Source organism: Thermus thalpophilus, assembly GCF_022760915.1.
In the GTDB taxonomy this organism is placed as follows: Bacteria; Deinococcota; Deinococci; order Deinococcales; family Thermaceae; genus Thermus; species Thermus thalpophilus.
Genome location: NZ_JAKTNS010000007.1, coordinates 17,562 through 39,075, shown reverse-complemented (window position 1 = coordinate 39,075; position 21,514 = coordinate 17,562). Strand labels below are relative to the sequence as shown.

At 68.3% G+C, this 21,514-nt stretch carries 21 protein-coding genes and 1 pseudogene; 10 read left to right on the top strand and 12 right to left on the bottom strand.

Translation table 11 applies throughout. The features are described from left to right. Positions 1 to 142: 142 nt before the first annotated feature. Genes L0D17_RS04140 through L0D17_RS04115 form a run of 6 tightly spaced genes read left to right on the top strand, consistent with a single transcriptional unit; the run spans position 143 to position 6,776 of the window. Complete coding sequence (locus L0D17_RS04140) at positions 143 to 553, top strand: hypothetical protein (RefSeq protein WP_234508378.1); 411 nt, start codon at positions 143 to 145, stop codon at positions 551 to 553. A gap of 45 nt (positions 554 to 598) precedes the next feature. Further along, positions 599 to 1,609 (top strand): LptF/LptG family permease, encoded by a 1,011-nt coding sequence (locus tag L0D17_RS04135; RefSeq protein WP_234508380.1) that lies wholly within the window; start codon positions 599 to 601, stop codon positions 1,607 to 1,609. Further along, the gene (locus L0D17_RS04130; RefSeq protein ID WP_234508382.1) at positions 1,606 to 2,649 is read left to right on the top strand and encodes an LptF/LptG family permease; all 1,044 of its coding nucleotides are present in this window, start codon (positions 1,606 to 1,608) and stop codon (positions 2,647 to 2,649) included. Before L0D17_RS04135 ends, L0D17_RS04130 begins: the two co-directional genes overlap by 4 nt. Next, the gene (locus L0D17_RS04125) at positions 2,646 to 5,114 is read left to right on the top strand and encodes an LPS-assembly protein LptD (protein ID WP_234508384.1); all 2,469 of its coding nucleotides are present in this window, start codon (positions 2,646 to 2,648) and stop codon (positions 5,112 to 5,114) included. Before L0D17_RS04130 ends, L0D17_RS04125 begins: the two co-directional genes overlap by 4 nt. After that, complete coding sequence (locus L0D17_RS04120; RefSeq protein ID WP_234508386.1) at positions 5,111 to 6,088, top strand: hypothetical protein; 978 nt, start codon at positions 5,111 to 5,113, stop codon at positions 6,086 to 6,088. Before L0D17_RS04125 ends, L0D17_RS04120 begins: the two co-directional genes overlap by 4 nt. A 4-nt stretch (positions 6,089 to 6,092) precedes the next feature. Further along, positions 6,093 to 6,776, top strand: coding sequence for an SDR family NAD(P)-dependent oxidoreductase (locus L0D17_RS04115; protein ID WP_243092695.1), 684 nt, complete (start codon positions 6,093 to 6,095; stop codon positions 6,774 to 6,776). Here L0D17_RS04115 and L0D17_RS04110 read toward each other — a convergent pair. The 11 genes and pseudogenes from L0D17_RS04110 to L0D17_RS04060 all read right to left on the bottom strand — a co-directional run bounded on the left by L0D17_RS04110 (position 6,730) and on the right by L0D17_RS04060 (position 15,127). After that, positions 6,730 to 7,068, bottom strand: coding sequence for a VanZ family protein (locus tag L0D17_RS04110; protein WP_234508390.1), 339 nt, complete (start codon positions 7,066 to 7,068; stop codon positions 6,730 to 6,732). The two genes, L0D17_RS04115 and L0D17_RS04110, sit on opposite strands and share 47 nt — an antisense overlap. Beyond that, positions 7,068 to 7,460 carry a methylmalonyl-CoA epimerase gene (gene mce, locus L0D17_RS04105; protein WP_234508392.1) on the bottom strand — a complete coding sequence of 131 codons (393 nt, stop codon included), beginning with the start codon at positions 7,458 to 7,460 and terminating at the stop codon, positions 7,068 to 7,070. The genes L0D17_RS04110 and mce overlap by 1 nt, the downstream gene beginning before the upstream one ends. Positions 7,461 to 7,464: 4 nt before the next feature. After that, a pseudogene (locus L0D17_RS04100) lies at positions 7,465 to 9,101 on the bottom strand (FAD-binding dehydrogenase). Positions 9,102 to 9,125: 24 nt separating this feature from the next. Further along, positions 9,126 to 10,070, bottom strand: coding sequence for a 4Fe-4S binding protein (locus L0D17_RS04095; RefSeq protein ID WP_234508395.1), 945 nt, complete (start codon positions 10,068 to 10,070; stop codon positions 9,126 to 9,128). Then, positions 10,070 to 11,137 (bottom strand): bifunctional 3-deoxy-7-phosphoheptulonate synthase/chorismate mutase, encoded by a 1,068-nt coding sequence (locus L0D17_RS04090; RefSeq protein ID WP_234508397.1) that lies wholly within the window; start codon positions 11,135 to 11,137, stop codon positions 10,070 to 10,072. The genes L0D17_RS04095 and L0D17_RS04090 overlap by 1 nt, the downstream gene beginning before the upstream one ends. Positions 11,138 to 11,170: 33 nt before the next feature. Next, positions 11,171 to 11,914, bottom strand: a complete 744-nt coding sequence (gene tatC, locus L0D17_RS04085; protein WP_234508399.1) for a twin-arginine translocase subunit TatC — start codon at positions 11,912 to 11,914, stop codon at positions 11,171 to 11,173. Further along, entirely contained in the window at positions 11,911 to 12,135 is a 225-nt protein-coding gene (locus tag L0D17_RS04080) for a TatA/E family twin arginine-targeting protein translocase (RefSeq protein WP_234508401.1), read from the bottom strand. The genes tatC and L0D17_RS04080 overlap by 4 nt, the downstream gene beginning before the upstream one ends. 40 nt (positions 12,136 to 12,175) lie before the next feature. Next, entirely contained in the window at positions 12,176 to 13,537 is a 1,362-nt protein-coding gene (gene glmU / locus L0D17_RS04075; protein ID WP_234508403.1) for a bifunctional UDP-N-acetylglucosamine diphosphorylase/glucosamine-1-phosphate N-acetyltransferase GlmU, read from the bottom strand. Positions 13,538 to 13,546: 9 nt separating this feature from the next. After that, complete coding sequence (gene lgt / locus L0D17_RS04070) at positions 13,547 to 14,386, bottom strand: prolipoprotein diacylglyceryl transferase (RefSeq protein ID WP_234508463.1); 840 nt, start codon at positions 14,384 to 14,386, stop codon at positions 13,547 to 13,549. 15 nt (positions 14,387 to 14,401) lie between these two features. Beyond that, positions 14,402 to 14,647: a glutaredoxin family protein gene (locus tag L0D17_RS04065; protein WP_234508405.1), complete on the bottom strand. Its 246-nt coding sequence runs from the start codon at positions 14,645 to 14,647 to the stop codon at positions 14,402 to 14,404. Between the two features lie 3 nt (positions 14,648 to 14,650). After that, on the bottom strand, positions 14,651 to 15,127 hold the full coding sequence (locus tag L0D17_RS04060; protein WP_234508407.1) for a DUF456 domain-containing protein: 477 nt from the start codon (positions 15,125 to 15,127) through the stop codon (positions 14,651 to 14,653). An 86-nt stretch (positions 15,128 to 15,213) separates the two neighbouring features. Here L0D17_RS04060 and L0D17_RS04055 point away from each other — a divergent pair, with 86 nt between their 5' ends. The 4 genes from L0D17_RS04055 to L0D17_RS04030 are packed head-to-tail and all read left to right on the top strand — an operon-like array spanning position 15,214 to position 20,365. Continuing rightward, positions 15,214 to 16,275, top strand: a complete 1,062-nt coding sequence (locus tag L0D17_RS04055; protein ID WP_243092696.1) for an alanine dehydrogenase — start codon at positions 15,214 to 15,216, stop codon at positions 16,273 to 16,275. Continuing rightward, positions 16,272 to 17,600 carry an acetyl-CoA hydrolase/transferase family protein gene (locus tag L0D17_RS04050; RefSeq protein WP_234508410.1) on the top strand — a complete coding sequence of 443 codons (1,329 nt, stop codon included), beginning with the start codon at positions 16,272 to 16,274 and terminating at the stop codon, positions 17,598 to 17,600. The genes L0D17_RS04055 and L0D17_RS04050 overlap by 4 nt, the downstream gene beginning before the upstream one ends. A 33-nt stretch (positions 17,601 to 17,633) precedes the next feature. Then, a complete protein-coding gene (topA, locus tag L0D17_RS04045; RefSeq protein WP_234508412.1) occupies positions 17,634 to 20,105 on the top strand; it encodes a type I DNA topoisomerase in 2,472 nt (823 codons plus the stop codon). Beyond that, positions 20,105 to 20,365, top strand: coding sequence for a hypothetical protein (locus tag L0D17_RS04030; protein ID WP_234508415.1), 261 nt, complete (start codon positions 20,105 to 20,107; stop codon positions 20,363 to 20,365). Before topA ends, L0D17_RS04030 begins: the two co-directional genes overlap by 1 nt. On the opposite strand, the gene L0D17_RS04025 is transcribed toward L0D17_RS04030, so the two are convergent. Next, a complete protein-coding gene (locus tag L0D17_RS04025) occupies positions 20,307 to 21,434 on the bottom strand; it encodes a VanW family protein (protein WP_234508417.1) in 1,128 nt (375 codons plus the stop codon). The two genes, L0D17_RS04030 and L0D17_RS04025, sit on opposite strands and share 59 nt — an antisense overlap. Positions 21,435 to 21,514 lie beyond the last annotated feature (80 nt).

Sequence of the window (21,514 nt, the reverse complement as noted above, 5' to 3'; positions counted from 1 at the left end):
AGTGCTATGCAGAAAAACCCGGCCCGGAGGGGGTTCCTGTGGGGTGCGGCGAAGCTTTTGAGAACCATTCCCGGTACATTGTGCGCCTTCGCCCCACGCCCCCGGGCTTTCCCGGCTAGGCTTAGGGAAAGGGGGTGGTACCATGCGGTACTTGGTGGTGGCCCACCGCACGGCCAAAAGCCCTGCGTTGGCGGCCAAACTCCGGGAAATCCTGGCCCAAGACCCCGAGGCCCAGTTCACCCTGTTGGTGCCCGCCGTGCCCCCGCCGGGCTGGGTGTACGAGGAGGAAGAGGTGAAAAGGCGGGCGGAGGCCGAAGCGGAGGCGGCCAAAAGGGCCTTGGAAGCCCAGGGTATCCCCATCGCCGAGGCCAAGGCGGGGGATGTTTCCCCCCTCCTCGCCCTCGAGGAAGAGCTCGCCACCCACCCGGGGGCCTACCAGGCCATCGTCCTCGCCACTTTGCCCCCGGGGCTATCCCGCTGGCTCAGGCTGGACGTGCACACCCAGGCTGAGCGCTTTGGCCTCCCCGTGATCCACGTGATCGCCCATCCCTAGGGGCCTCTTTCGCCTTTCTCATGCTCTTTCCGTATACTTGGCCGGGTGTTGGGCCGCTACGTGCTGCGGGAGGTGCTCCTCCCCTTCCTGGTGGGGGTGCTCCTCTTCGTCGCCCTCCTCACCTTTGACCTCCTCTCCAGCCTCTCGGGGGTCCTCCTCAGCCGGGGGGCGGGGGCGGAGGATATCCTCCGCCTCATCCTCTTCCGTCTCCCCTGGACCCTGAGCCTGGCCTTGCCCCTGGGCCTCGTCTTCGCCCTCTTGGTGGGGCTATCCCGCCTGATCCGGGGGTCGGAGCTCAAGGCGGCCTACGCCGGGGGGGTGCCCCCTTGGGCCCTTCTCCGGCCCCTCCTTCTCCTTTCCCTCTTCATCGCCCTTTTGAACCTGGCGAACCTGGCGGAGGTGAGGCCCAGGGCCCTCGAGGCCTACGACGCTGCGCTTTCCCGCCTCCTCTACGGGGAAGGAGCCCTAAGCGGGGTTCTGCGCAAGGAGCTTTACGCCCCCCCGGGCCTTGGGGTGTACTACACCGAGGAGATCCACCCCGAGGGGGCGGCGAACCGCCTGTATGGGGTGCGGGTGGTGGACGGGGAGGGCAGGGTCTATAGCGCCGCCGAAGGCGTGTGGGACAACACGGGCTGGCACCTCAAGGGCCACGTGCTGGAGGGCGAGGAGGTGCGGGCCTTCCAGGGCACCCTCCCCTTCCCCGCAAGCTTCCGCCCCAAGGAAAGCCTGGGCTCCCGCGACCCCTACGACACCACCACCCTAAGGGAGCTTTGGGAACGGGGGAAGGTGGAGGCCTCGGCCCGCTTCGCCCTGCACCGCCGCCTGGCGGACGCCCTGGGGGCCCTCTTTCTGGGCTGGGTGGCAGCGGCTCTGGGCCTTTCCTTCCGGGAGGCGGCCTGGGCCTTTTTGGCCGTGGTCCTCCTCATCTTCGGCTACTACGTGCTCTGGACCCTGAGCGCCCAGCTCGCCCGCTACGACGTGAGCCCCCTCCTGGCCCACCTGCCCAACCTCTTCTACGGGGCCTTGGCCCTTTTCCTCACCTGGAGGCTACGGTGAAGACCCTGGACCGCTACCTTCTCCGGGAAGCCTTGGGGCTTTTCGGCCTGGGCCTCCTCTTCATCGTCCTCCTCTTCCTGGCGGGGGCGGTCTACGAGGTCCTGGCCCCCCTGGTGGCCAAGGGGGCTGACCCCTACACCCTCCTTGCCTACCTCCTCTACCGCACCCCGGAGGCCGTGGCCCGGGGGGCCCCGGTGGCCTACCTCTTCGCCCTTTTGCTCCTCCTTTCCCGTATGGCGGAGGACTCGGAGCTCAAAGCCCTCCTGGCCCTAGGCGTGCGGCGGGAGCGGGTGCTCTTACCCTTTCTGCTTTTGGGAAGCGGCGTGGCCCTCTTCACCTTTCTCCTGGGGGAAAGCCTGGTGCCTAGGGCGCTCGCCCAGGGGCAGGACCTCCTGAGGCGGCAGGTCCTGGAAAGGCCCCGCACCCTCCTCACCCCCGGGGCCACCTTCCAGGACGCAAAGGGCCGGGTGGTGTACGTGGGGGAGGTGGCGGGGGATAGGATTGGGAAGCTCCGGGTGGTTTCCCGGGAGGAGGTCCTGTTGGCGGAAAAGGGGAGCTTCCAAGGGGGGGTGCTAAGGGTGGAGGAGGGGAAGCGCCTCACCTACGAAGGGGACCGCCCCCGCACCCTGACCCGCTTCCGGCGGGGGGAGCTGGTGCTCAAGGACCTCACCTTTGAGCCCTGGCAGAACCCGGCGAACCGGATGACCCTGGCCGAGCTCCGGCAGGAGGTCCAGAGGCTTCGGGCCCAGGGGGTGCGGGCGGGCCTCGAGGCCACCACCTACTACCGCCGCTTCGCCGAGCCCGCCGCCGCCCTGGTCTTCGCCCTCTTCGCCACGGGGCTCGCCTTCTACCTCCTCGGGGGGAGCCGGAGCCTGGGGCTCGTGGGGGTGGCGGTCCTCACCTTCTTCTACTACGCCACCTGGAGCGTGGGGCGCATCATGGGGGAGCAGAACGCCCTGGACCCCATCCTCGCCGCCTGGGGGCCCATCCTGGTCTACGGCCTCCTCGGGCTCCTCCTTTTCCTCGGGGGTAGAAGGTGAGGTGGGCCCTCCTCCTCCTCTTCCTCCTCCCCTTCGCCTGGGCGGAGGAGAACGTCCTCAAGGTCCTGGAGGCGGAGAGGCTGGAGCTACGGGAAGAAGGGGGAGAGGAGGTCTACGTCCTCGTAGGAAGCCCCGTGCGCCTGGAGCGGAACGGGGAGGCTTTAGAGGCGGAGCGGGTCACCTACTTTCGCGCCCGGAGGCTCCTTTACCTCTCGGGGAAGGTGCGCTACCGGGACAAGGAGGGCCGGCTCATTGAGGCGGAAGAGCTCCAGGTGGACCTGAAGGACGAGAGCTTTGACGCCCTCTCCGTGCGCATAGAGGCCAAGGACCTCCTCCTCACCGGACCCCTTTGCCAACGGGCGGCGGGGGCCATCCTCCTGGAAAGGGGCTACGCCACCCCTTGCGCCTCCTGCGGCCAGGAGGTGCCGGACTACGCCTTCCGCGCCCGGGAGATCGTCCTGTACCCGGGGGACCGGGTGGTGGCCCGGGGGGTGGTCCTCCTCTGGCGGGAAGAACCCCTCTTGGAGCTTCCCGTGCTCCTCCTCTACCTCTCGGAAAGGCGGCCCCGGCTGGAGGTGGGCCAGGACGAGGGGGGGTTCTTCTTCAAGGCCGACCTACCCTATGTGGCCGCCTTCGGCCTCGGGTACACCCTTTTCCGCTACTACCAGGGACGGGGGTTTGGCCTCGGCTTTGACCACCAGGGCGTGGGGGAGGCCAAGGAGCGCTACTTCTTCCTCCACACCCCACCGGACACCTTCCAGTACCGGGGGGAGTACGCCCTGAAGAAGCGGGAGTTTTCCCTCACGGCCCTCCTGGAGCGGGACGACACCCGGGAGAAGCTTTCCCGCTTCCGCCTAGAAGCCCTCCTTCCCGGCACCCCTACCCCCCAGGACCTCCGCTACGCCCTAAGGCTCGAGGGCTTCCTGGACCACGACGAAAGCACCCCGCCCCCCCGCACCCTGCAACGCCTCCCCGAGCTCGAGGTCCAGTCCCCCACCTTCCGGGAAGGCCCCTTTAGCCTCCAGGCAAGCCTTACGGTGGGCCGCTACCTGGCGGAGACCAACCCCCTAAACCGCTCGGCCCGCGCCCTAGGGCCCTACGCCGAGGCGGGGAGGGCCCTTTTTGCCCATGCGGAAAGCCTCGCCTTGAGCCCCTGGCCTGGGGGCGCGCTCCGGGCGGAGGGCCGCTTCCGGGGCTTCTACTACACCACGCAAAACCCCGATGGGGAGTACGAGCGGCAGGTGGACTGGAGCCTAAGCGTTAGCCTCCGCCAAACCCTTGGGGGCTTTAGCCTGGAAGGGGCCTACGGGCGGAGCGTCCAGGAGGGGGAAAGCCCCTTCCGCTTTGACGCCCTCCCCACCCGGCGAAGCCACCAGGCCACCCTGGCCCTGGGCTTCCAGGAAAGGCCCTTTTCCCTAAGCCTCAAGGGGGGGCGGGACCTGGAGGGGAACAGGTACCTCCCCCTCGAGGCCGAGGCGAGGCTCCAGGACCCGGGGTACGCCCTGCGGCTCTACCACAAGCGGGGCCTGGAGGAGGAAGGCCCCCTGGAAACCCAGGCCGAGGCCAGCCTCACCCCCTACCCCTTCTCCCTCCGGGCAAGCCTCCGCTACGACCATGCCAAGGCCCGCTTTGACCCCCTCACCCTCCAGGGGGCCTACGCCCTGCCGGCGGGAAGCCTCTCCCTCACCCACCGCCACGGCCTAAACGGGGAAGGAGCCCTCACCACCGACCTCACCTTCGCCCTCAGGGAAAGCGGGGACGCCTACACCCTCCAGGGCCGGCGGGACTGGCAGAAGGATACCCTTTCCCTCCAAGGCCAGGCCATCCTGGGCCCCCAAAGCCTCTCCCTCCAGGCCACCCTGGACCGGGAGGCCCTGGGCTACGCCCTGGGCTTCCGCACGGGGGTGGCCCCGGGGCCCCTTCTGGACCTTCTCCTTTCGGGCCGCTTCCAGGAGGGGCCTCGAGGGACCAACCTCCGGCTTTCCCTCTCCCAGGCCCTGCCTGAAGCAGGCTTTCGCTTTGGGGCGAACCTTCACCTCCCGGAGGTGCAGGATCGGGAGATTTACCTGAAGGACGCCACCTTTAGCGGGGGCGTGGAACTTTGGCAACCCATCCCCCTGGACGAAGGGGTGCTTCCGGGGCTTTCCCTCTCGGGAAGCCTAAGCTACCTCCGCCAGCCCACTAGGCCCGAAGGGTACACCCTGGCCTTAAGGGCCTTCGGCCCCACCCTCACCTTCCTGGGCCGGGAGAACACCAAACTCCACCTCACCGCCCTCCTCACGCAGGACCTGCCGGGAGAAACGCTAAGGCCCAAGTTTATCCTTACCTTAGACCGGTGTTGCTGGGCCTTGCGCTACACCCTGGACGCCGCCAAGGGCGAGGTGCGCCTGGCCTTCCTCTACGGGGGCCAGGCGGCGGAGGTCCTCATGGGCGAGGAGGGCGTGCGCTTGGGAGGTCTTCCGTGAGAAGGCTTTTCTTCCTCCTAACCCTGGTCCTGGCCGCCTGCACGGGAAGCCAAGAACCCCCCTTGCCCGCCCTGGTGGCGGCGGGAGGAAGCGGGGAGGTGCACTTCTATAAGGCCTCGGACCTGCAACGGGGCACGGGAAGCCCCGTGGCCACCTGGACTGCCCCGAACCTCCAAGACCTGGCCTACAGCAACGCCTTCCGAAGGCTTTTCCTCCTCTTCCCCGACCGCCTCGAGGCCTACCCCACGGCGGGCTTCACGGAAAGCGCCGCCCCCCAGGGCACCCCGGCCACGGCCTCCTTGGGGGTGGACTGCACCGGGGGCTACCTGCGCCTGGGGGCGAACCAGGCCCTGGCCCACTGCCCAGGGGCCAACCGGGCCTTCCTCTTCGCCCTCCCCGACCTGGGAAGCCCAAGGGAGGCCGACCTCACGGGGCTTCCTTCTGGGGTGCGCCTCGCCCTCTTCCCCCAAGGGGGGTTAGACCTCCTCGCCTACCTCGCGGAAGGGACCCTGGGCTACCGCCCCGCCGCAGATCCCACGGGCACCCCCTTCCAAGAGGTTTCCCTCCCGAGCCTCACCCCCACCGAGCTCCGCCTGGACCCGGGGGGAAGGCTTTTAGGGGCGGGCCGCACGGCCACGGACACCCTTTTCCTCGCCTGGAACGGGGTGGAAAACCCCACCTCGCAAAGCCTCGGGCTTTTCCCAGGCCCCGTCCGCCTGGCCCTGGACCCCGTGCAGGGCCTGGTGGCCTATGGCCAAGGCTTCCGGGTCCTCTCCCCCCGGGACTCGGGGGCGCGGAACGCCTATACCGCCTACGCCGCCGCCGCCGTGGGCCAGGACGCCTACCTCTACCTGGCCCGGGGGAGCTTCCTGGAGGTCTACGATCTCCAGCAAAACCCCCTCCCCACCTATCCCCAAGCGACCGCCTCCATGGGGTTTAGCCCCAACGCCCTCGCCTTCATCCCCGTAGAATGAAGCCATGCTCCAAGGAAAAGCCTTCTTGGTCACGGGAGCGGGCGGGGCCCTGGCCCGGGCCCTTATCCCCGCCCTCCATCAGGCGGGAGCGAGGCTCTTCCTCTCCGACCCCCGGCTTGAGCGCATGGCGGAGAGGGCGGAGAAGGTGGGGGCTAAGACCTTCGTGGCCGACCTCACCCGCCTCGAGGAGGCCGAGGCCTTGGCCCGCTTCGTGGAGCGGGAAGCCCCCCTCTACGGCGCGGTGCACACCGTGGGCGGCTTCGCCGCCGGGCGCTTTTTGGACTCCGACCCGGGACTCTACGACTGGATGCTAGACCTCAACCTCCGCACCGCCTACAACCTCCTAAAGGCCGTCCTCCCCTACATGGAAAGGCGGGGGGAAGGCTTCTTCGCCGCCATCGCCGCCGGCCCCGCCTGGACGGGGGCGGGCCCCGGCCGGGCCCTCTACGCCATGGCCAAAACCGCCCTGGCGAGCCTTCTGAAATCCCTCCAAGGGGAGGTGGAGGGGGTGCGCTTCCTCGTGGTCTACCCCATGGGCACCCTGGACACCGAGGCCAACCGCCGGGCCATGCCCGAGGCGGACCCGAGCCGCTGGATCGCCCCCGAACTGGTGGCGGAGGCCATCGTGCGGGCCGCCTCGGCTAGGGGCGGGAGGTTTTTGGAGCTTCCCATCTACCCCCCGCTTTAGCCCCGAAAAAGGCCCCCAAGGCGTCCGCCACCAGGTCTAGGCCGAAGGCCTCCCGGCCGGGGATGAAGCTTTGGTGGTACTCGTCCACCACCCCGTAGGCCGCCCCCAGGAGAAAGGCCCAGGGAAAGCGGCCTAGGCCCAAGCGCAGGAGAAGGCCCAAGAGGGCGTAGGCCAGGAAGTGGGCCCCCTTGTCCCAGGGGTGGGGAAGCCCAAGCCCGGTTTGGGGCTGGTCCGAAAGCCACCAGAGGAGGCCCATGTGGAGGAGAGCCAAGAGGAGGAAAAGGGGGCGCACTAGGCCTCCACCAGCTCCCAAAGGACCCCAAGGCCAAAGGAGGGGTGGAGGAAGGCCACCCTGTGCCCCCCAAAGCCGGGCCTAGGCGCCTCGTCAATAAGCTTCGCCCCCGCCGCCTTCAGCCGGGCGAGCTCCCCTTCAATATCGGGCGTGGCGAAGGCCAGGTGGTGGAGGCCAGGCCCCCGCTTGGCCAGGAAGCGGCCCACGGGGGTTTCGGGCCCCAGGGGAGCGAGGAGCTCCAAAAGGGCCTCCCCTTCCCCCCTAAGGAGGGCCACCCGCACCCCTTGCGCCGGAACCTCCCCTTCCGCCACCACCCGGTAGCCCAAAAGGAGGTAGCGCCCCTTGGCCTTCTCCAGGTCCTCCACGGCGATGCCCACGTGGTGAAGCCGCATGGGGCTATTCTAGCCCCTCCAGAAGCGCCCTGGCCGCCTGGCGCCCCGTGAAGAGACACCCCCCCAAGAAGGTGCCCTCCAAGGCCTTATAGCCGTGGAACCCACCGCCCCCGAACCCCGCCGCCTCCCCCACGGCGAAGAGCCCGGGAAGGGGCTCGCCCCTCGGCGTTAGGCCCGGGCCTTGAGGTCGGTCTGGATGCCCCCCAGGGTCTTGCGGGTAAGCGTCCAAAGGCGCACCGCCACCAAGGGGCTTTTCCCCGAAAGGAAGGGGGCGGGCTTGGCCACCCGGAAAATCCGGTCGCCCCGGTAGCGGCGGAAGGCGTGGAGGGCGAGGATCTGGCTGTCCTTGGCGAAGGGGTTTAGGAGCTCTAGGTCCCGGGCCTTGACCTCCCTCTCGAGGCGCACGGGGTCCAAAACCCCGGGAGCCAGGGCGTCCATCTTCCGCAGGAGGTCGGAAAGGTGGTCCGCCACGAGGAAGTCCTTTCCCCGCTCCAAAAAGGCCCGCACGGGGGCGGCGGGGCCCAGAAGGCGGTTTTGGATCACCTGGAGCCAGCGCCTGCCGGTGAGGTCCGGGTTCTGCTCGGACCCCGAGAGGGCGAACTCCTTCTTCAGGGTGCGCAGGTCCAGGATGAACCAGCTCCAGTCAAAACCGGTATGGCGCAGGTGGCGCAGGGTCTCCAGGGCGTCAAACCCGGGGAAGAGGGGCGGGGGGAGGCGCTTGCCTGTGGCGTCCACCCAGAGGGCCGAGGGACCGGGGAGGATGCGGATGCCGTGGCCCGTCCAGATGGGGGTGTGGTTCTCCACCCCCTCGGGGTAGTGCCACATGCGGTCCAGGTTGACCAGGCGCGCCCCCGCCCGCTCCGCCAGGAAGAGGCCCGAGCCGTCCACGTGGTCGGGCACGCCGACGAGCATCCTCTCTGGGGGCCTCCCCATGCGCTCGGGCCAGTAGCGGCGCACCAGGTCCAGGTTGGCCCCAATCCCCCCCGTGGCCAGGACCACCGCCTGGGCGCGGAAGGCGAAGTCCCTTAGGGGCTTGCGGCTCGTGGGCACCCCTCGAGGCTTGGGGTCCTCCTCCAGGACCACCCCCGCCACCCCCACCGCCTTCCCCCCTTCCACCAGGACCTCCTCCACCCGGTGGCGGAGGAAGACCCTCAGGCGCCCCTCGGCGGCAAAGGCCTCCACCCGGCGGAGAAAGGGCTCCAAAAGCCCAGGCCCCGTGCCCCAGACGATGTGGAAGCGGGGCACGGAGTTGCCGTGCCCCGTGGCCAAGCCCCCGCCCCTTTCCGCCCAGCCCACCACCGGGAAAAAGCGGACGCCCAAGGAGGCGAGCCAGGCCCGCTTCTCCCCGGCGGCGAAGCTCAAATAGGCCTGGGCCCAAAGCTGGCCGTAGTAGTCCTCCTCCCGGTGGTAGCCGGCGGAGCCCAGCCAGTCTTGGAAGGCGAGCTCCACGGAGTCCCGGATGCCGAGCCGGCGTTGCTCGGGGGAGTTCACGAGGAAAAGCCCCCCAAAGGACCAGAAGGCCTGCCCCCCCAGGTGGGGCTCCTGCTCCAGGAGGAAGACCCGCTTCCCCCGGGCCGCCACCTCCGTGGCCACCACCAGACCGGCGAGCCCCCCGCCCACCACCACCACGTCCGCATCCATAGCTTGGCGGGGATTATACCAGGTTCAAAGGTCGTACCAAGGGGGCTTGCCCCGGAAAAGTTCTAGCTCTTGGCCCAGCGCCTCCTTGGGGGCGGCCTCGAGGCGGATCACCTGGGGCGGGCAGCTTTCCACGCAGGCCCCGCACCCGGTGCAGGCCTCCACCCTGAGCCTCAGGACGTACTCCTCCCCTTCCCGCACCCGGTAGACCGCCCCCGTGGGGCAGACGTTGGTGCAGACCGGGCAGAGGGTGCACCCCTCCTCCACCCGGATGCTGGGCCAGGCCACCGCCTCCGCCCGGGAAGCGGCGAGAAGGCGAAGGCGAAGCTCCGCCGGCAGGCCCTTTTCCTCCTCGGGCGCTTGGGGCAGGGGAAGCTCGGGGACGAGGTCAGCGGCGGTGCGCTTGGCGCTTCCCAAAAGGGCCTGGAATAGCTCCCGCCTCCCCACCTTCTCCCCGGGAAGCTCCCCTTCCCGCACCTCCACCACCACGGGGAAGTAGCGCTGGGCCTCTTCCGCCATCCGCCTAAGGTGCTCGGGCACCGAGGGCCCCCCGATGGGGCAACGGGCGCAGTCCCCCCGGGCGAGGACCACCCGGCCGAAACGGCTTCCCGCCTCGGCGAGAAGCCCGGGGGTGAGCCGGCCCAGGCAAAGGACCTCCTCCCCCTTCCCCTCCGCCTTGGAGCACCGAAGCTGTCCCTTCCCTCGGATCAGGGCCTCCTGGATGGCCCCCAAGGGGTACTCCAGGGCGAGGCCGGGGCAGACCCCCGTGCAGAGGCCGCAGCCCGTGCACAGGACCTCGTCCAGCTCCACCCGCCACCCCTCCAAACGCACCGCCCCCTTGGGACAGGCCTGGTAGCAGCGGTCGCACCCCCCCACGCTGTTCTTGTAGAGGAGGCAGCGGGCCTCCGTGTAGCGGGGCCTGGGGTCCGTGGCCTTGAGGAAGGCGTTGAGGAGGTTGTCCAAAAGGCCCATTAGCCCTCGGGGAGGAGGTCCCGGATGGCCTCCAGGAAGCGGTCAAACTGGGCGAAGTCCATCTGCTGCTGGTTGTCCGAGAGGGCCACCTTGGGGTTCGGGTGCACCTCCACGTGCACCCCGTCCGCCCCCACGGCCAAGGCCGCCCGGGCCAAGGGGGCGAGGAGATCCGTGCGCCCGGCGGCGTGGGTCACGTCCACGACGACGGGGAGGTGGGTCTCCTGCTTGGCCAAGGCCACGGCGGAGAGGTCCAGGGTGTTCCGGGTCCAGCGCTCAAAGGTGCGGATGCCCCTTTCCGCCAGGATCACCTGCTCGTTTCCTTGGGAAAGGATGTACTCGGCGGCGTAGAACCACTCCTCCATGGTGGCGGAAAGCCCCCGCTTGAGGAGGACCGGCTTCCCGGCGCGGCCCACCTCCTTGAGGAGGGCGAAGTTCTGCATGTTGCGGGCCCCCACTTGGAGGATGTCCGCATACTCCGCCACGAGCTCCACGTCCCGGGTGTCCATGACCTCGGTGACGAAGACCATGCCGAAGGCGTCCGCCGCCTTGCGGCCAAGCTTTAGGCCCTCGAGGCCCAGGCCCTGGAAGCCGTAGGGGCTCGTCCTGGGCTTGAAGGCCCCGCCCCGGAGCACCCTAACCCCCCGGCCCGCCAGGAAGCGGGCGGTTTCCATCATCTGCTCCTCCGACTCAATGGAGCAGGGCCCGGCGATGAGGAGCGGCCTCTCCCCAAAGACCACCCCCTTCACCCGCACCCGGGTGGGCTCGGGCTTGTGCTTTTTGGAGTAGAGGAACTTCTTCTGGTCCTGGCGCTCTTCCAGGTCCAGGCTCGCCTGGAAGATCTCCTTGAAGAGCTTGCGAATGGTTTCGTTGGGAAAGGGGCCGGGGTTTTCCGCCGTGAGGTAGGCAAGCATCTCCTCCTCCCGCTTGGGGTCGTAGTGGGGGAGGCCAAGCTCGGTCTGGATGCGGCCGATCTCCTGCACCAGCCTTCCCCGCTCGGAAAGGAGGCGAAGCAACTCCCGGTTCACCCGGTCCACCTCTTTGCGCAGGGCCAGGATGCGCTCGTCCATGGGCTATTCTATGGGGCAAAGCCCCTTCGGGTGTCAAGCGGCTTCTTCCTTGGGCCTTTGCCGCTCGGCCAAGCGGGCCACCAGGACGGAAACCCAGTAGAGGACGAGAAGGGGCAGGGTGACGATGGAGAGGGAAACCACGTCCACCGTGGGGGTGATGACCGCCGCCAGGCTGAGGAGGAGGACCACGGCCACCCGCCAGTTCCGGGCCAGGAAGGCGGAGGAGAGGAGGCCCAAGCGGGCCAGGAGGTAGCTCACCACGGGCATCTCAAAGACCAGGCCCATGACGGTCATCATCATGAGGACCTGGCCCATGTAGCGGCCGATGGAGATCTGGGGGGTGACCACATCCCCCAGAAAGCCCAAGAGGAAGGGGATGGCGAAGGGCAGGAAGCCGTAGTAGGCGAAAAGGGCCCCCAGGGCGAAGCTAAACCCCGCCCCTAAGAGAAAAGGGCCCGCCAAGCGCTTCTCGTGCTCGTATAGCCCCGGGGCGATGAAGGCCCAGACCTGGTAGACGATGAAGGGCAAGGCCAGGACCAGGCCGCCGAAGGCCGCCACCTTCAAGGAGACCAAAAAGGGCTCGGTGATGTCCAGGACGATGAGGTTCACCTGGATGCCGTTCTGCTTGGCCGCCAGGTCCAAGGGGCGCTTGAGCCAGTCCAAAAGCTGCACCCGGAAGGACCAGGCCACCCCCGTGCCCACCGCCCAGGACAAAAGCGCCCAGAGGAGCCGGGCCCTAAGCTCCTCCAGGTGTTCCACCAACGGGGCTTCCTTCAAGCTTTGGGCTCCTCCTTGGCCGGGGCGGGCTCCGCCTTAGGCTTCACCTCTTCCTTCACGTCCACCGCCTTCTCCAGCTCCTCGCGGATCTCCTGCGCCCCCCGCTTGAACTCCCGGATGCTCTGGCCCAAGGAGCGGCCCAGCTCAGGAAGCTTCTTGGGCCCGAAGATGAGGAGGGCCACCACCAGGATCACCAGGATTTCCGGCATGCCCAGGTTCATAGCCCCAGTTTAGCACCCCTCCTGAAGGAGGAATGAAGCCCTAGCCCTCCTCCCGCTTCCGCTTGGCGTAGCCCTCGAGGTTCCGCTGCCGCCCCCGGGCCACGGCCAAGGCGTCCTCCGGCACGTCGTGGGTGATGACGCTCCCCGCCCCCACCATGGCCCCATCCCCCACCCGCACCGGGGCCACCAGGACGCTATTGGAGCCGATGAAGGCGTTTTTGCCGATCAGCGTCTTGTGCTTGCGCTTGCCGTCGTAGTTGGCGGTGATGACCCCCGCCCCCACGTTGGTCCCCTCCCCCACCTCCGCATCCCCCAGGTAGGCCAGGTGCCCCGCCTTGACCCCGGGGTGGAGGAGGCTATTCTTCACCTCCACGAAGTTCCCCACGTGGACCCCCTCCTTGAGCACCGCCCCGGGGCGGAGCCGGGCCAAGGGCCCGGCGTCGGCTCCCGGGAAGAGGTGGGCCCCCTGGACCACGGTGTGGGCGTGGACCTTGGCCCCGGGTTCCAGGGTGGTGTCCTCCAGGAGGGCGTACGCCCCCACCTCGCACCCCTCCCCGATCCGCGTCCTCCCCTTAAGCACCACCCCAGGCCAGAGGGTCACGTCGGGGGCGAGCTCCACCGAGGGCTCCAGGTAGATGGTTTCGGGGAGGACCATGCGCACGCCCCTTCGCATCCACTCGGCGCGCAGGCGGGCCAAGAGCACCCCCTCCACCCGGGCCAGCTCCTCGCGGGTATTCACCCCCAAAGCCTCCGCCGCCTCGCCCCGCACCGCCACCACCCGCTTGCCGTGGGCCCGGTAGATGGCGATGAGGTCGGGGAGGTAGTACTCCTGGGCGGCGTTTTCGTTTTTCACCTCCTTGAGGGCCTGGAAGAGGAAGCCGTCAAAGGCGTAGGCCCCGGCGTTCACCTCCCGGATGGCCCTGACCTCGGGGGAAGCGTCCTTCTCCTCCACGTTGGCCACCACGTCTTCCCCATCCCTGAGGATGCGGCCATAGCCCGTGGGGTTTTCCAGTTCCACGGTGAGGAGGGCCATCCCCGCCCCTTCCGCCACCTTGGCCAGTAGGGCCTTTAGGGTTTCCGGGGAAAGGAGGGGGGTATCCCCCTGGGTCACCAAAAAGGGGCCGGCGAAGTCCTTAAGGAGAGCCTCCGCCTGCAAGAGAGCGTGGGCGGTGCCGAGCTGCGCCTCCTGGCGGACCGTCTCCACCGGGTAGCCCCTTAGGGCCGCCTCCACCTCCTCCGCCCCGTGGCCCACCACCACCACAAGCCTTTCCGGGCCCAGGGCCAAGGCGGTTTCCACGGCGTATAGGAGCATGGGCTTGCCCAAAAGGGGGTGCAGGACCTTGGGCAGGCGGGACTTCATCCTGGTCCCCTGCCCTGCGGCCAGGATCACGTGCGCATGCATAAGGCTATGCTACCCCGAGGCCACCTTTCCCTGGCCCAGGCGCCTAAGCATGTAGAGGGACAAGAGGATGAGGGGCAGGCTCACCACCTGGGTGGCGGTGAAGAGGCCGATGCCCAGCTCGTCGTTGCGGTAGACGGGAAGCCAAAGGGGGTTCAGGCGGAAAGGCTCTTCCAAGACGGAGCGGAGGACGCTATACCAAAGGAGGAAGTTCCAGAAGGCGTAGCCGGGGAAGGGGTTTTTCCGCAGCCAGTAGAGGGAAAGGGGGAGGAGGATAACCCCCACCAAGGCCCCGTAGACCTGGGTGAGGTGGACGGGCCCCCTTAAGAGCTCGGCGCACCGGTAGACCTGGGAGATGTCGTCAACCCCCGGGCAGACCCCGGGAAACCCCTTGGCCCACTCCGGCCAGGTGAAGCCGATGGGCAAGGTGGTCAGGCGGCCCACGGTGTCCGAGCCGTTCATGAGGTTGCCGATCCGCCCGGCGATGATCCCCAAGGCCACCCCGGGGGTGGCGGCGTCCAGGTAGGGCCAAAGGGGGTAGCCCTTTTTCCGGTGGTAGTAGAAGAAGACCAGCGCCCCGCCCAAAACCGCCCCGTGGAAGGAAAGCCCCCCATGCCAGACGTAAAGGACCTCCAGGGGGTTTTGCAGGAAGTAGCCGGGGGAGGTGAGGACGTAGCCGAGCCTGGCCCCCACCACCCCAAAGACCACCGCCCAAAAGGCCACGGTTTCAAACCGCTCCGCATCCAAGCCCCACGCCTTCAGGCGGCGCTTGGCGAGCTCAAAGCCGATAAAGATGGCGAGGGTCAGGAGGAAGCCGTACCACTGGATGCGCAAGGGTCCGATCTGGATCATCGTGGGGTCCATGGCTCACCCCTTTAGGCGCTCTTTTATCAGGGCCACGAGCTCCTTTTCCCCAAAAGCCCCCTCCAAAAGCACCTCATCCCCTAGGAGGAGCACGGGGACCCGGAAGGTATAGAGGCGGAAAAGCTCCGGGTCTTGGTCCACATCCCGGCGGACGTAGGGCACTCCCAAGGTCCAGAGGGCCCTTTCCGCCTTCTCGCAAAGCCCGCACCCCTGGCGGGTGACGAAGACAAGCTCCATGCCCTCAAGCATACGCTAGAAGACGGCCCGGACCACCAAGAGGCCCATGGCCAGGTGGACGAGGACCTTGGCCACCACGCCCCCCATGAGGCCCACCAGGGTGCCCCAGGCGGCCCTCAGGGCCTCCTCCGGCTTTCGGCCCGCCAGGTACTCCAAGAAAAAGGCCAGGAGGAAGGGGAGCACCAAGACCCCCACCACCCCCAGGAAAAGGCCCAGGACGCCCCCCAGAAAGGCCCCCCATAACCCCGCCCGGCCCGCCCCGTAGCGCCTGGCCCCCCAGAGGGCCGCCAGGTTGTCCAGGGTCATGGCCAAAAGGGCCAGGGCACCGAGGCCAAGCCAAAGCCCCAGGGAAAGCTCCCGGAAACCCAAGAGGAGCTCGTGCACGAAGGCGGCGAAAAGGATCACCAAGGTGGCGGGCACGAAGGGCACGAAGGTGAGGAGAACCCCCGCCACCCAAAGGACCACGAAGAGCCAGTCCGCAAAGGCCTCCACGGCCCAAGCCTAGGGCAAGGGGAGATGAGAAGGGCAAGGGACATCCGCCACCCCTAAAGGCCGTAAGCTCAGGGGTAGGAGGCGGTATGGACTTTGGCCTACCCAAGGAACGGACGCGCCTAAAAATCCCCCCTTCGCTTGGGGAGGAGGTGCGGGAAGGCCGGGTGGCCCTCACCCCTCAAGGGGTGCGGGAGCTCGTGGCCCGGGGCCACCGGGTCTACGTGGAGCGGGGGGCCGGGGAACGGGCGGGCTTCCCGGACGAGGCCTACGAGGAGGCAGGGGCCACCTTGGTGAGCCGGGAGGAGGCCTTCGGCCGGGGCGAGGTGGTGCTCAAGGTGGGGCGGCCCACCCTCGAGGAGATCGCCCTCCTGCGCCCCGGGGCCACCCTCATGGGCTTCCTGCACCTGGCGGTGGCGGAAACGGGTCTCCTGGAGGCCATGGCGGAAAAGGGCCTTAGCGCCATCGGCTACGAGCTCATCGGGGAAGGCGTCAAGCGCCCCATCCTCAAGGCCATGAGCGAGATCGCCGGGCGCATGGCCCCGCAGATTGCGGGGAGGCTCCTCGAGGCCCCCCTGGGCCCGGGCATGCTCCTCTCCGGCCTCCCCGGCATCCCCCCGGCGGACGTGGTCATCCTGGGGGCGGGCACCCTGGGCCGGGCGGCGGCCCGGGCCTTTCTGGGGGCCGGGGCTTCCGTCTACCTCCTGGACAAGGAGCTTTCCGCCCTGGAGGAGGCGAGCCGGGAGGCCCCCGGGGCCATCACCGCCCTGGTCACCCAAAGCCGCCTGGAGCGGTACGTGGCCTTCGCCGACGTCCTGGTGGGGGCGGTGGCGGTGCCGGGGGAAAGGGCCCCCGTGCTCCTCAGCCGGGAGCTCCTTTCCCGCATGCGCCGGGGCTCGGTGCTCTTGGACTTCGCCATTGACCAAGGGGGCGTGGCGGAAACGAGCCGACTTGGCATCTACCAGGAGCTCGGCGTCACCCACTTCTGCCTGCCCAACGTCCCCGCCCTGGTACCCCGCACGGCGAGCCACGCCCTCACCGCCACGCTCCTTCCCTTCCTGCTCCAGGTGGAGGAGGACCCCCTTAAGGTCCCCGCCCTGCGCCAAGGGGCCTACCTCCTCCTGGGCCAGAAAGGAGGCCACCTAGAATGAGCTACCGCAAGAAGCTCACCTCCCCCGAGGACGCCGTGACCCTCATCCGCTCGGGGATGCGGGTCTTCGTTTCCGGCAACGCCGCCACCCCCACGCCCCTCCTCAAGGCCCTCGCCGCCCGCAAGGACGAGCTTGAAGGGGTGGAGCTCGTCCACCTCCTCCAGATGGGGGAAGACCCCTTCGCAAGCCCCGAGATGGAGGGGCACTTCCGCCGCCGCTCCCTCTTCGTGGGCCCGGCGGACCGGGAAGCGGTGAACCAGGGCCGGGCGGACTACGTGCCCATCATGCTCCACCAAGTGCCCTGGCTCTTCAAAAGGCGCATCCTGCCCCTGGACGCCGCCATCATCCAGGTATCCCCGCCGGACGAGCACGGCTTCTGCTCCTTGGGGGTGGAGGTGATCGCCACCAAGGCGGCGGTGGAGGCGGCCCCCATCGTGATCGCCATGGTGAACCCCAGGATGCCGAGAACCCTGGGGGACACCTTCGTCCACGTGTCCCGCCTCACCGCCATCGTGGAGGTGGACTGGCCCCTGCCCGAGCTAAAGCGGGAAGGCTTCGGCGAGGTGGAGCGGAAAATCGGGGAGCACGTGGCGAGCCTCATTGAGGACGGGGCCACCCTGCAGATGGGCATCGGGGCCATCCCCGACGCCGTCTTGGCCAGCCTCTCGGGGCGGCGGGACTTGGGCGTGCACACGGAGATGATCTCCGACGGGGTCCTCGAGGCCTGGGAAAAGGGCCTCATCACCGGGGCCAAGAAGACCCTCCACCCGGGCAAGATCATCGGCACCTTCGTCCTGGGCTCGGAAAGGCTTTACCGCTTCGTCCACGACAACCCCCTCTTTGAGCTCCACCCCGCCGACTACGTGAACGACCCCTTCGTGGTGGCGCAAAACCGCAAGATGGTGGCCATCAACTCCGCCATTGAGGTGGACCTCACGGGCCAGGTGGTGGCGGACTCCATCGGCACCCGCATCTACTCGGGCTTCGGCGGCCAGTTGGACTTCATCCGGGGAGCGGCCCGGAGCGAGGGGGGCAAGCCCATCATCGCCCTCCCCTCCACCGCCAAGGGGCATAGCCGCATCGTCCCCTACCTCCGGCCAGGGGCGGGGGTGGTGACCACCCGGGCCGACGTGCACTACGTGGTGACGGAGTGGGGTATCGCCGAGCTTTTCGGCCGCTCCTTGCGGGAAAGGGCCAAGGCCCTCATAGAGGTCGCCCACCCCGACTTCCGGGAAGAGCTCACCCGGGCCGCCTGGGAAAGGAAGCTCCTTCCCCGGAGCTACCCCGGCGCCGACCTGAAGGGCAAAAGCGGGCCCAACTCTTGACAACCCCGCCCCCACCCCCCTAAATAGGGGGCGATGCCGAAGAAGCGCACGCAAGGGACCAGCGCACCGGCCAAGGGCGGGGCCACCACCTTGGTGGTGGTGGAGTCCCCCGCCAAGGCCAAGAGCATCCAGAAGATGCTGGGCCCCGCCTACGAGGTGCGGGCAAGCCGCGGCCACGTGGCCGACCTCCCCGAGCGGGATTTGGGCGTGGACGTGGAGCGGGACTTCGCCCCCACCTACGAGGTGAAGAAGGACAAGAAGCCCGTGGTGGAGGAGCTCAAGCGGGCGGCCCAGGGCAAGCGCCTCCTCATCGCCACCGACCCCGACCGGGAAGGGGAGGCCATCGGCTGGCACGTGGCGAGGCTTTTGGGCCGCAACCCCCAAGAGCCCATCCGGGTGGAGTTCCACGAGATCACCCCCAAGGTGGTGCGCCAAGCGGTGGAACACCCCCGCCCCATTGACCAGAACCTGGTGGACGCCCAGCAGGCCCGCCGGGTCTTGGACCGCCTCTTGGGCTACAACCTCTCCCCCCTCCTCTCCCTGGAGTTCCGCAAGCGGGCCCTCTCCGCCGGCCGGGTGCAGAGCGTGGCCCTGAGGCTTGTGGTGGAGCGGGAGGAGGAGATTGAGGCCTTCCAACGGGAGGCGTACTGGCTCCTCAAAGGCCTCTTCCAGGCGGCGGGAAAGACCTTCCCCGCCCTCCTCCACGAGGTGGACGGCAAGCGCCTTTGGGCGGGGCAAGGGGAGAAGGAGGGGAAGCTCCACCTCAAGACGGAGGCGGAGGCCAAGGCCCTGGCGGAGGAGGCCCGGAAGCGCCCCTACCGGGTGGTCCGGGTGGAGGTGAAGGAAAGGCGCAAGTCCCCCCCGCCCCCCTTCACCACCTCCACCCTCCAGCAAGCGGCAAGCAGCCGCTTGGGCTACACGGCAAGCCGCACCATGCGCATTGCCCAGCGCCTCTACGAGGGGGTGGACCTCCCCGAGGGCACCGTGGGCCTCATCACCTACATGCGCACGGACTCGGTGCGCATCTCCCCCGAGGCCCTGGCCCTGGCCCGGGAGGTCATCGCCGAGCGCTTCGGGCCAAGCTTCCTCCCCGAGGCCCCCCGGGTCTACAAAAACCGCAAGGAAGGCGTGCAGGATGCCCACGAGGCCATCCGTCCCACCGACCCAAGGCGCACCCCGGAAAGCGTGCGCAAGTACCTTTCTGAGGAGGAGTACCGCCTCTACGACCTCATCTGGCGGCGGTTTTTGGCGAGCCAGATGAAGGACGCCCTCTACGAGCAGACGGCGGTGGTCCTCGAGGGCCAAGGAACCCCCCGCCTCCTCTTCCGTGCCTCGGGCTCGGTGCTCAAGTTTGAGGGCTACCTGAAGGCCTGGGGCAAGGAGGAAGAGGACGAGGAACCCCCGGTGCCCCCGGTGCCGGAAGGCTCCGAGGCCCAGCTTCTGGAAATCACCCCCGAAGAGCGCTTCACCGAGCCCCCGCCCCGCTACACGGACGCCAGCCTGGTGAAGACCATGGAGGAGCTGGGCATCGGCCGCCCCTCCACTTACGCCCCCACCCTGGAAACCTTGGAAAAACGTGGGTACGTGGAGCGCAGGGGGCGCACCCTCCTCCCCACCCCCTTGGGCCGGGAGGTGACCCATTACCTGAAGGAGCGCTTCCCCCAGGTGGTGGCCTACGAGTTCACCGCCCGCATGGAAGACCGCCTGGACCAGGTGGAGGAGGGCAAGGCCCCTTGGCCCCAGGTGGTCTGGGAGTTCTACGAGCCCTTCTTGGGGGAACTGGCCCAGGTGCCCAAGAAGACCTGCCCCCGGTGCGGCCGCCCCTTGGAGCTCAAGGTGAGCCGCTACGGGCAGTTCCTGGGCTGCACCGGCTACCCGGAGTGCACCTACACCGAGCCCCTGGAAAAGCGGGAGGCGGAGCCCATAGGGGAAGCCTGCCCCAAGTGCGGCAAGCCCCTTCTGCGCAAGGAAGGCCGCTACGGGAGCTTCATCGCCTGCTCGGGCTACCCGGCGTGCGACTACACCCGGGACGATGGCCGGCCCACGGGGCACACCTGCCCCAAGTGCGGCGGCCGGGTACTGGAAAAAAGGAGCAAGCGGGGCAAGCCCTACTACAAGTGCGAGGAAAACGCCTGCGATTTCCTCTCCTTCTATCCCCTCCTGGACCAAACCTGCCCAAGCTGCGGCTGGCCTTTGGTCAAAAAGGGGGAGGGCGCCTGCATCAACCCGGGCTGCCCGGCGCACGACCCCAAGCTCCTTCCCGCCCCCAAAACCCCAGGCCCCGCCAAGGGCAAGCGAAAGGCCCCAAGCGCCCCCAAACTCCCCCAGGACTTTGAGGCCTTAAAGGCTTTTCTCCCAAGCCTGAAGGAGGAAGAACGCCAGGCGGTGGAGGCCTTAGCCCAGGGGAAGAAGCTTTCCCCAGAGGAAGCCGCCTTGGCCAAGCGGGCCCTCTTTAAGCTCCGGATGCAAAAGGGCCGGGCCAAGAAGGAGGTGGCCCCCGCCTGATGGAAAGCTACAAGCTCCACCTCCTGCGCCTGGCCCGGGCGGAAAGGGTGGAGGTGCCGGGCACCCCCCTCAAGGCCTACCCCCTCCTCGAGGCGGAAGAGCGCCAAGGGGTCGCTTTTTACCTTCTCTTGGAAGGGGAGCTCGTCATAGACCTCCCCGAGGGGCGCTACCTGCACCTCAGAAAAGGGGAAGCCGCCCGGGTCACGGAGCCCCACCGCCTCCTGCCGGTGGAACGGGCGGTGCTTTTGGAGTGGGGCTAGGCCCCACGAGATAGACCGCCCCCCAGGGGCGGTAGACGCTTACAAAGCGGTCCTCCCGCACCCGGCCGTCGGCGTAGCGCACCTTGCGCCGTACCTCCACCCGGGCCCCTTCGGCGGCGAAATCCACTTGCTTGCGCACGCCCGGGGGCAAGGACGGGTCCAGGACCTCCTTGGGGGGAAGGGGCGGCTTGCGCTCGCTGAGGAAGGGGCCCTCCCAGGAAACCTCCCGGTCCTTGGTCCCGAAAAGGTGGAAGCGGAGCTTGGTGCCCACCACGGAGCGCTGGACCAGGATGTGCCCCGGGGTGTCGTTTAGGGCCTTTAGGTCCTTGTAGGGCTGGATGACCGCCGCATCCAGGCCGGGGGGCTTGTAGTAGGCCACCTGGTAGCTGTGGGCGTGGCGCTCCAGGATGGGCAGGCCGGCGAAGAAGAAGGCGCGGAAAAGGGTGGTGGACACCTGGCACACCCCGCCCCCCACCCCCTCCTCCGTGCGGTCCCCCACGATGACGAAGGCCTCCTTGTAGCCTTCCTCCTCCGTGATGGGCCCCAGGGCCTGGTTGAAGGAGAAGGTCCCTCTGGGGATGAGGAGGCCGTCCAGCCTGCTGGAGGCGAGAAGGAGGTTATGGGCCCGCTCCCGGCTGGACCCCCTGAAGTCCGTCTCTCCCGTGGCCAGGTGCTCCCGCACCCCCAGGGCGTAAAGGTCCTTTAGGCTTGGGCTTGGCGGGGTGTAGCGTACGGGAAGCCGGAAGCTCTTCTTCCCTTGGCCCAGGGCTTCCCGGTAGGCCTGTAGGGCCAAAGCTTCGTCAAAGGCGAGCCCCTTCTTCTCCACCCCCCGCCACCGGCCTTCCTGGTAGACAAAGCGGGGCGGGCGGGGTGGGCGGGCGAGGCGCTTGAGGAGGGCTTTTAGCTCCGCCTCCGAGGCCACGGGGTAACGCTCTACCCCCGTGTAGGCCACAAGCCTCCCCTCCTCTATAACGTCCTCCTGAAGCACCAAAAGAGCCTCCAGAGGCGAACCCTGCCCCCAGGCCCCGCCAAGCCCGAGAAGGAGAAGAAGCCATAGCCCCTGGCGCATGCCCCAAGGGTAGCACGCCCCCGGTGAAAGCCCTGTGAAGGATGCCCCTTGCGCCCCTCGCAACCCCATGGTAATCTCCG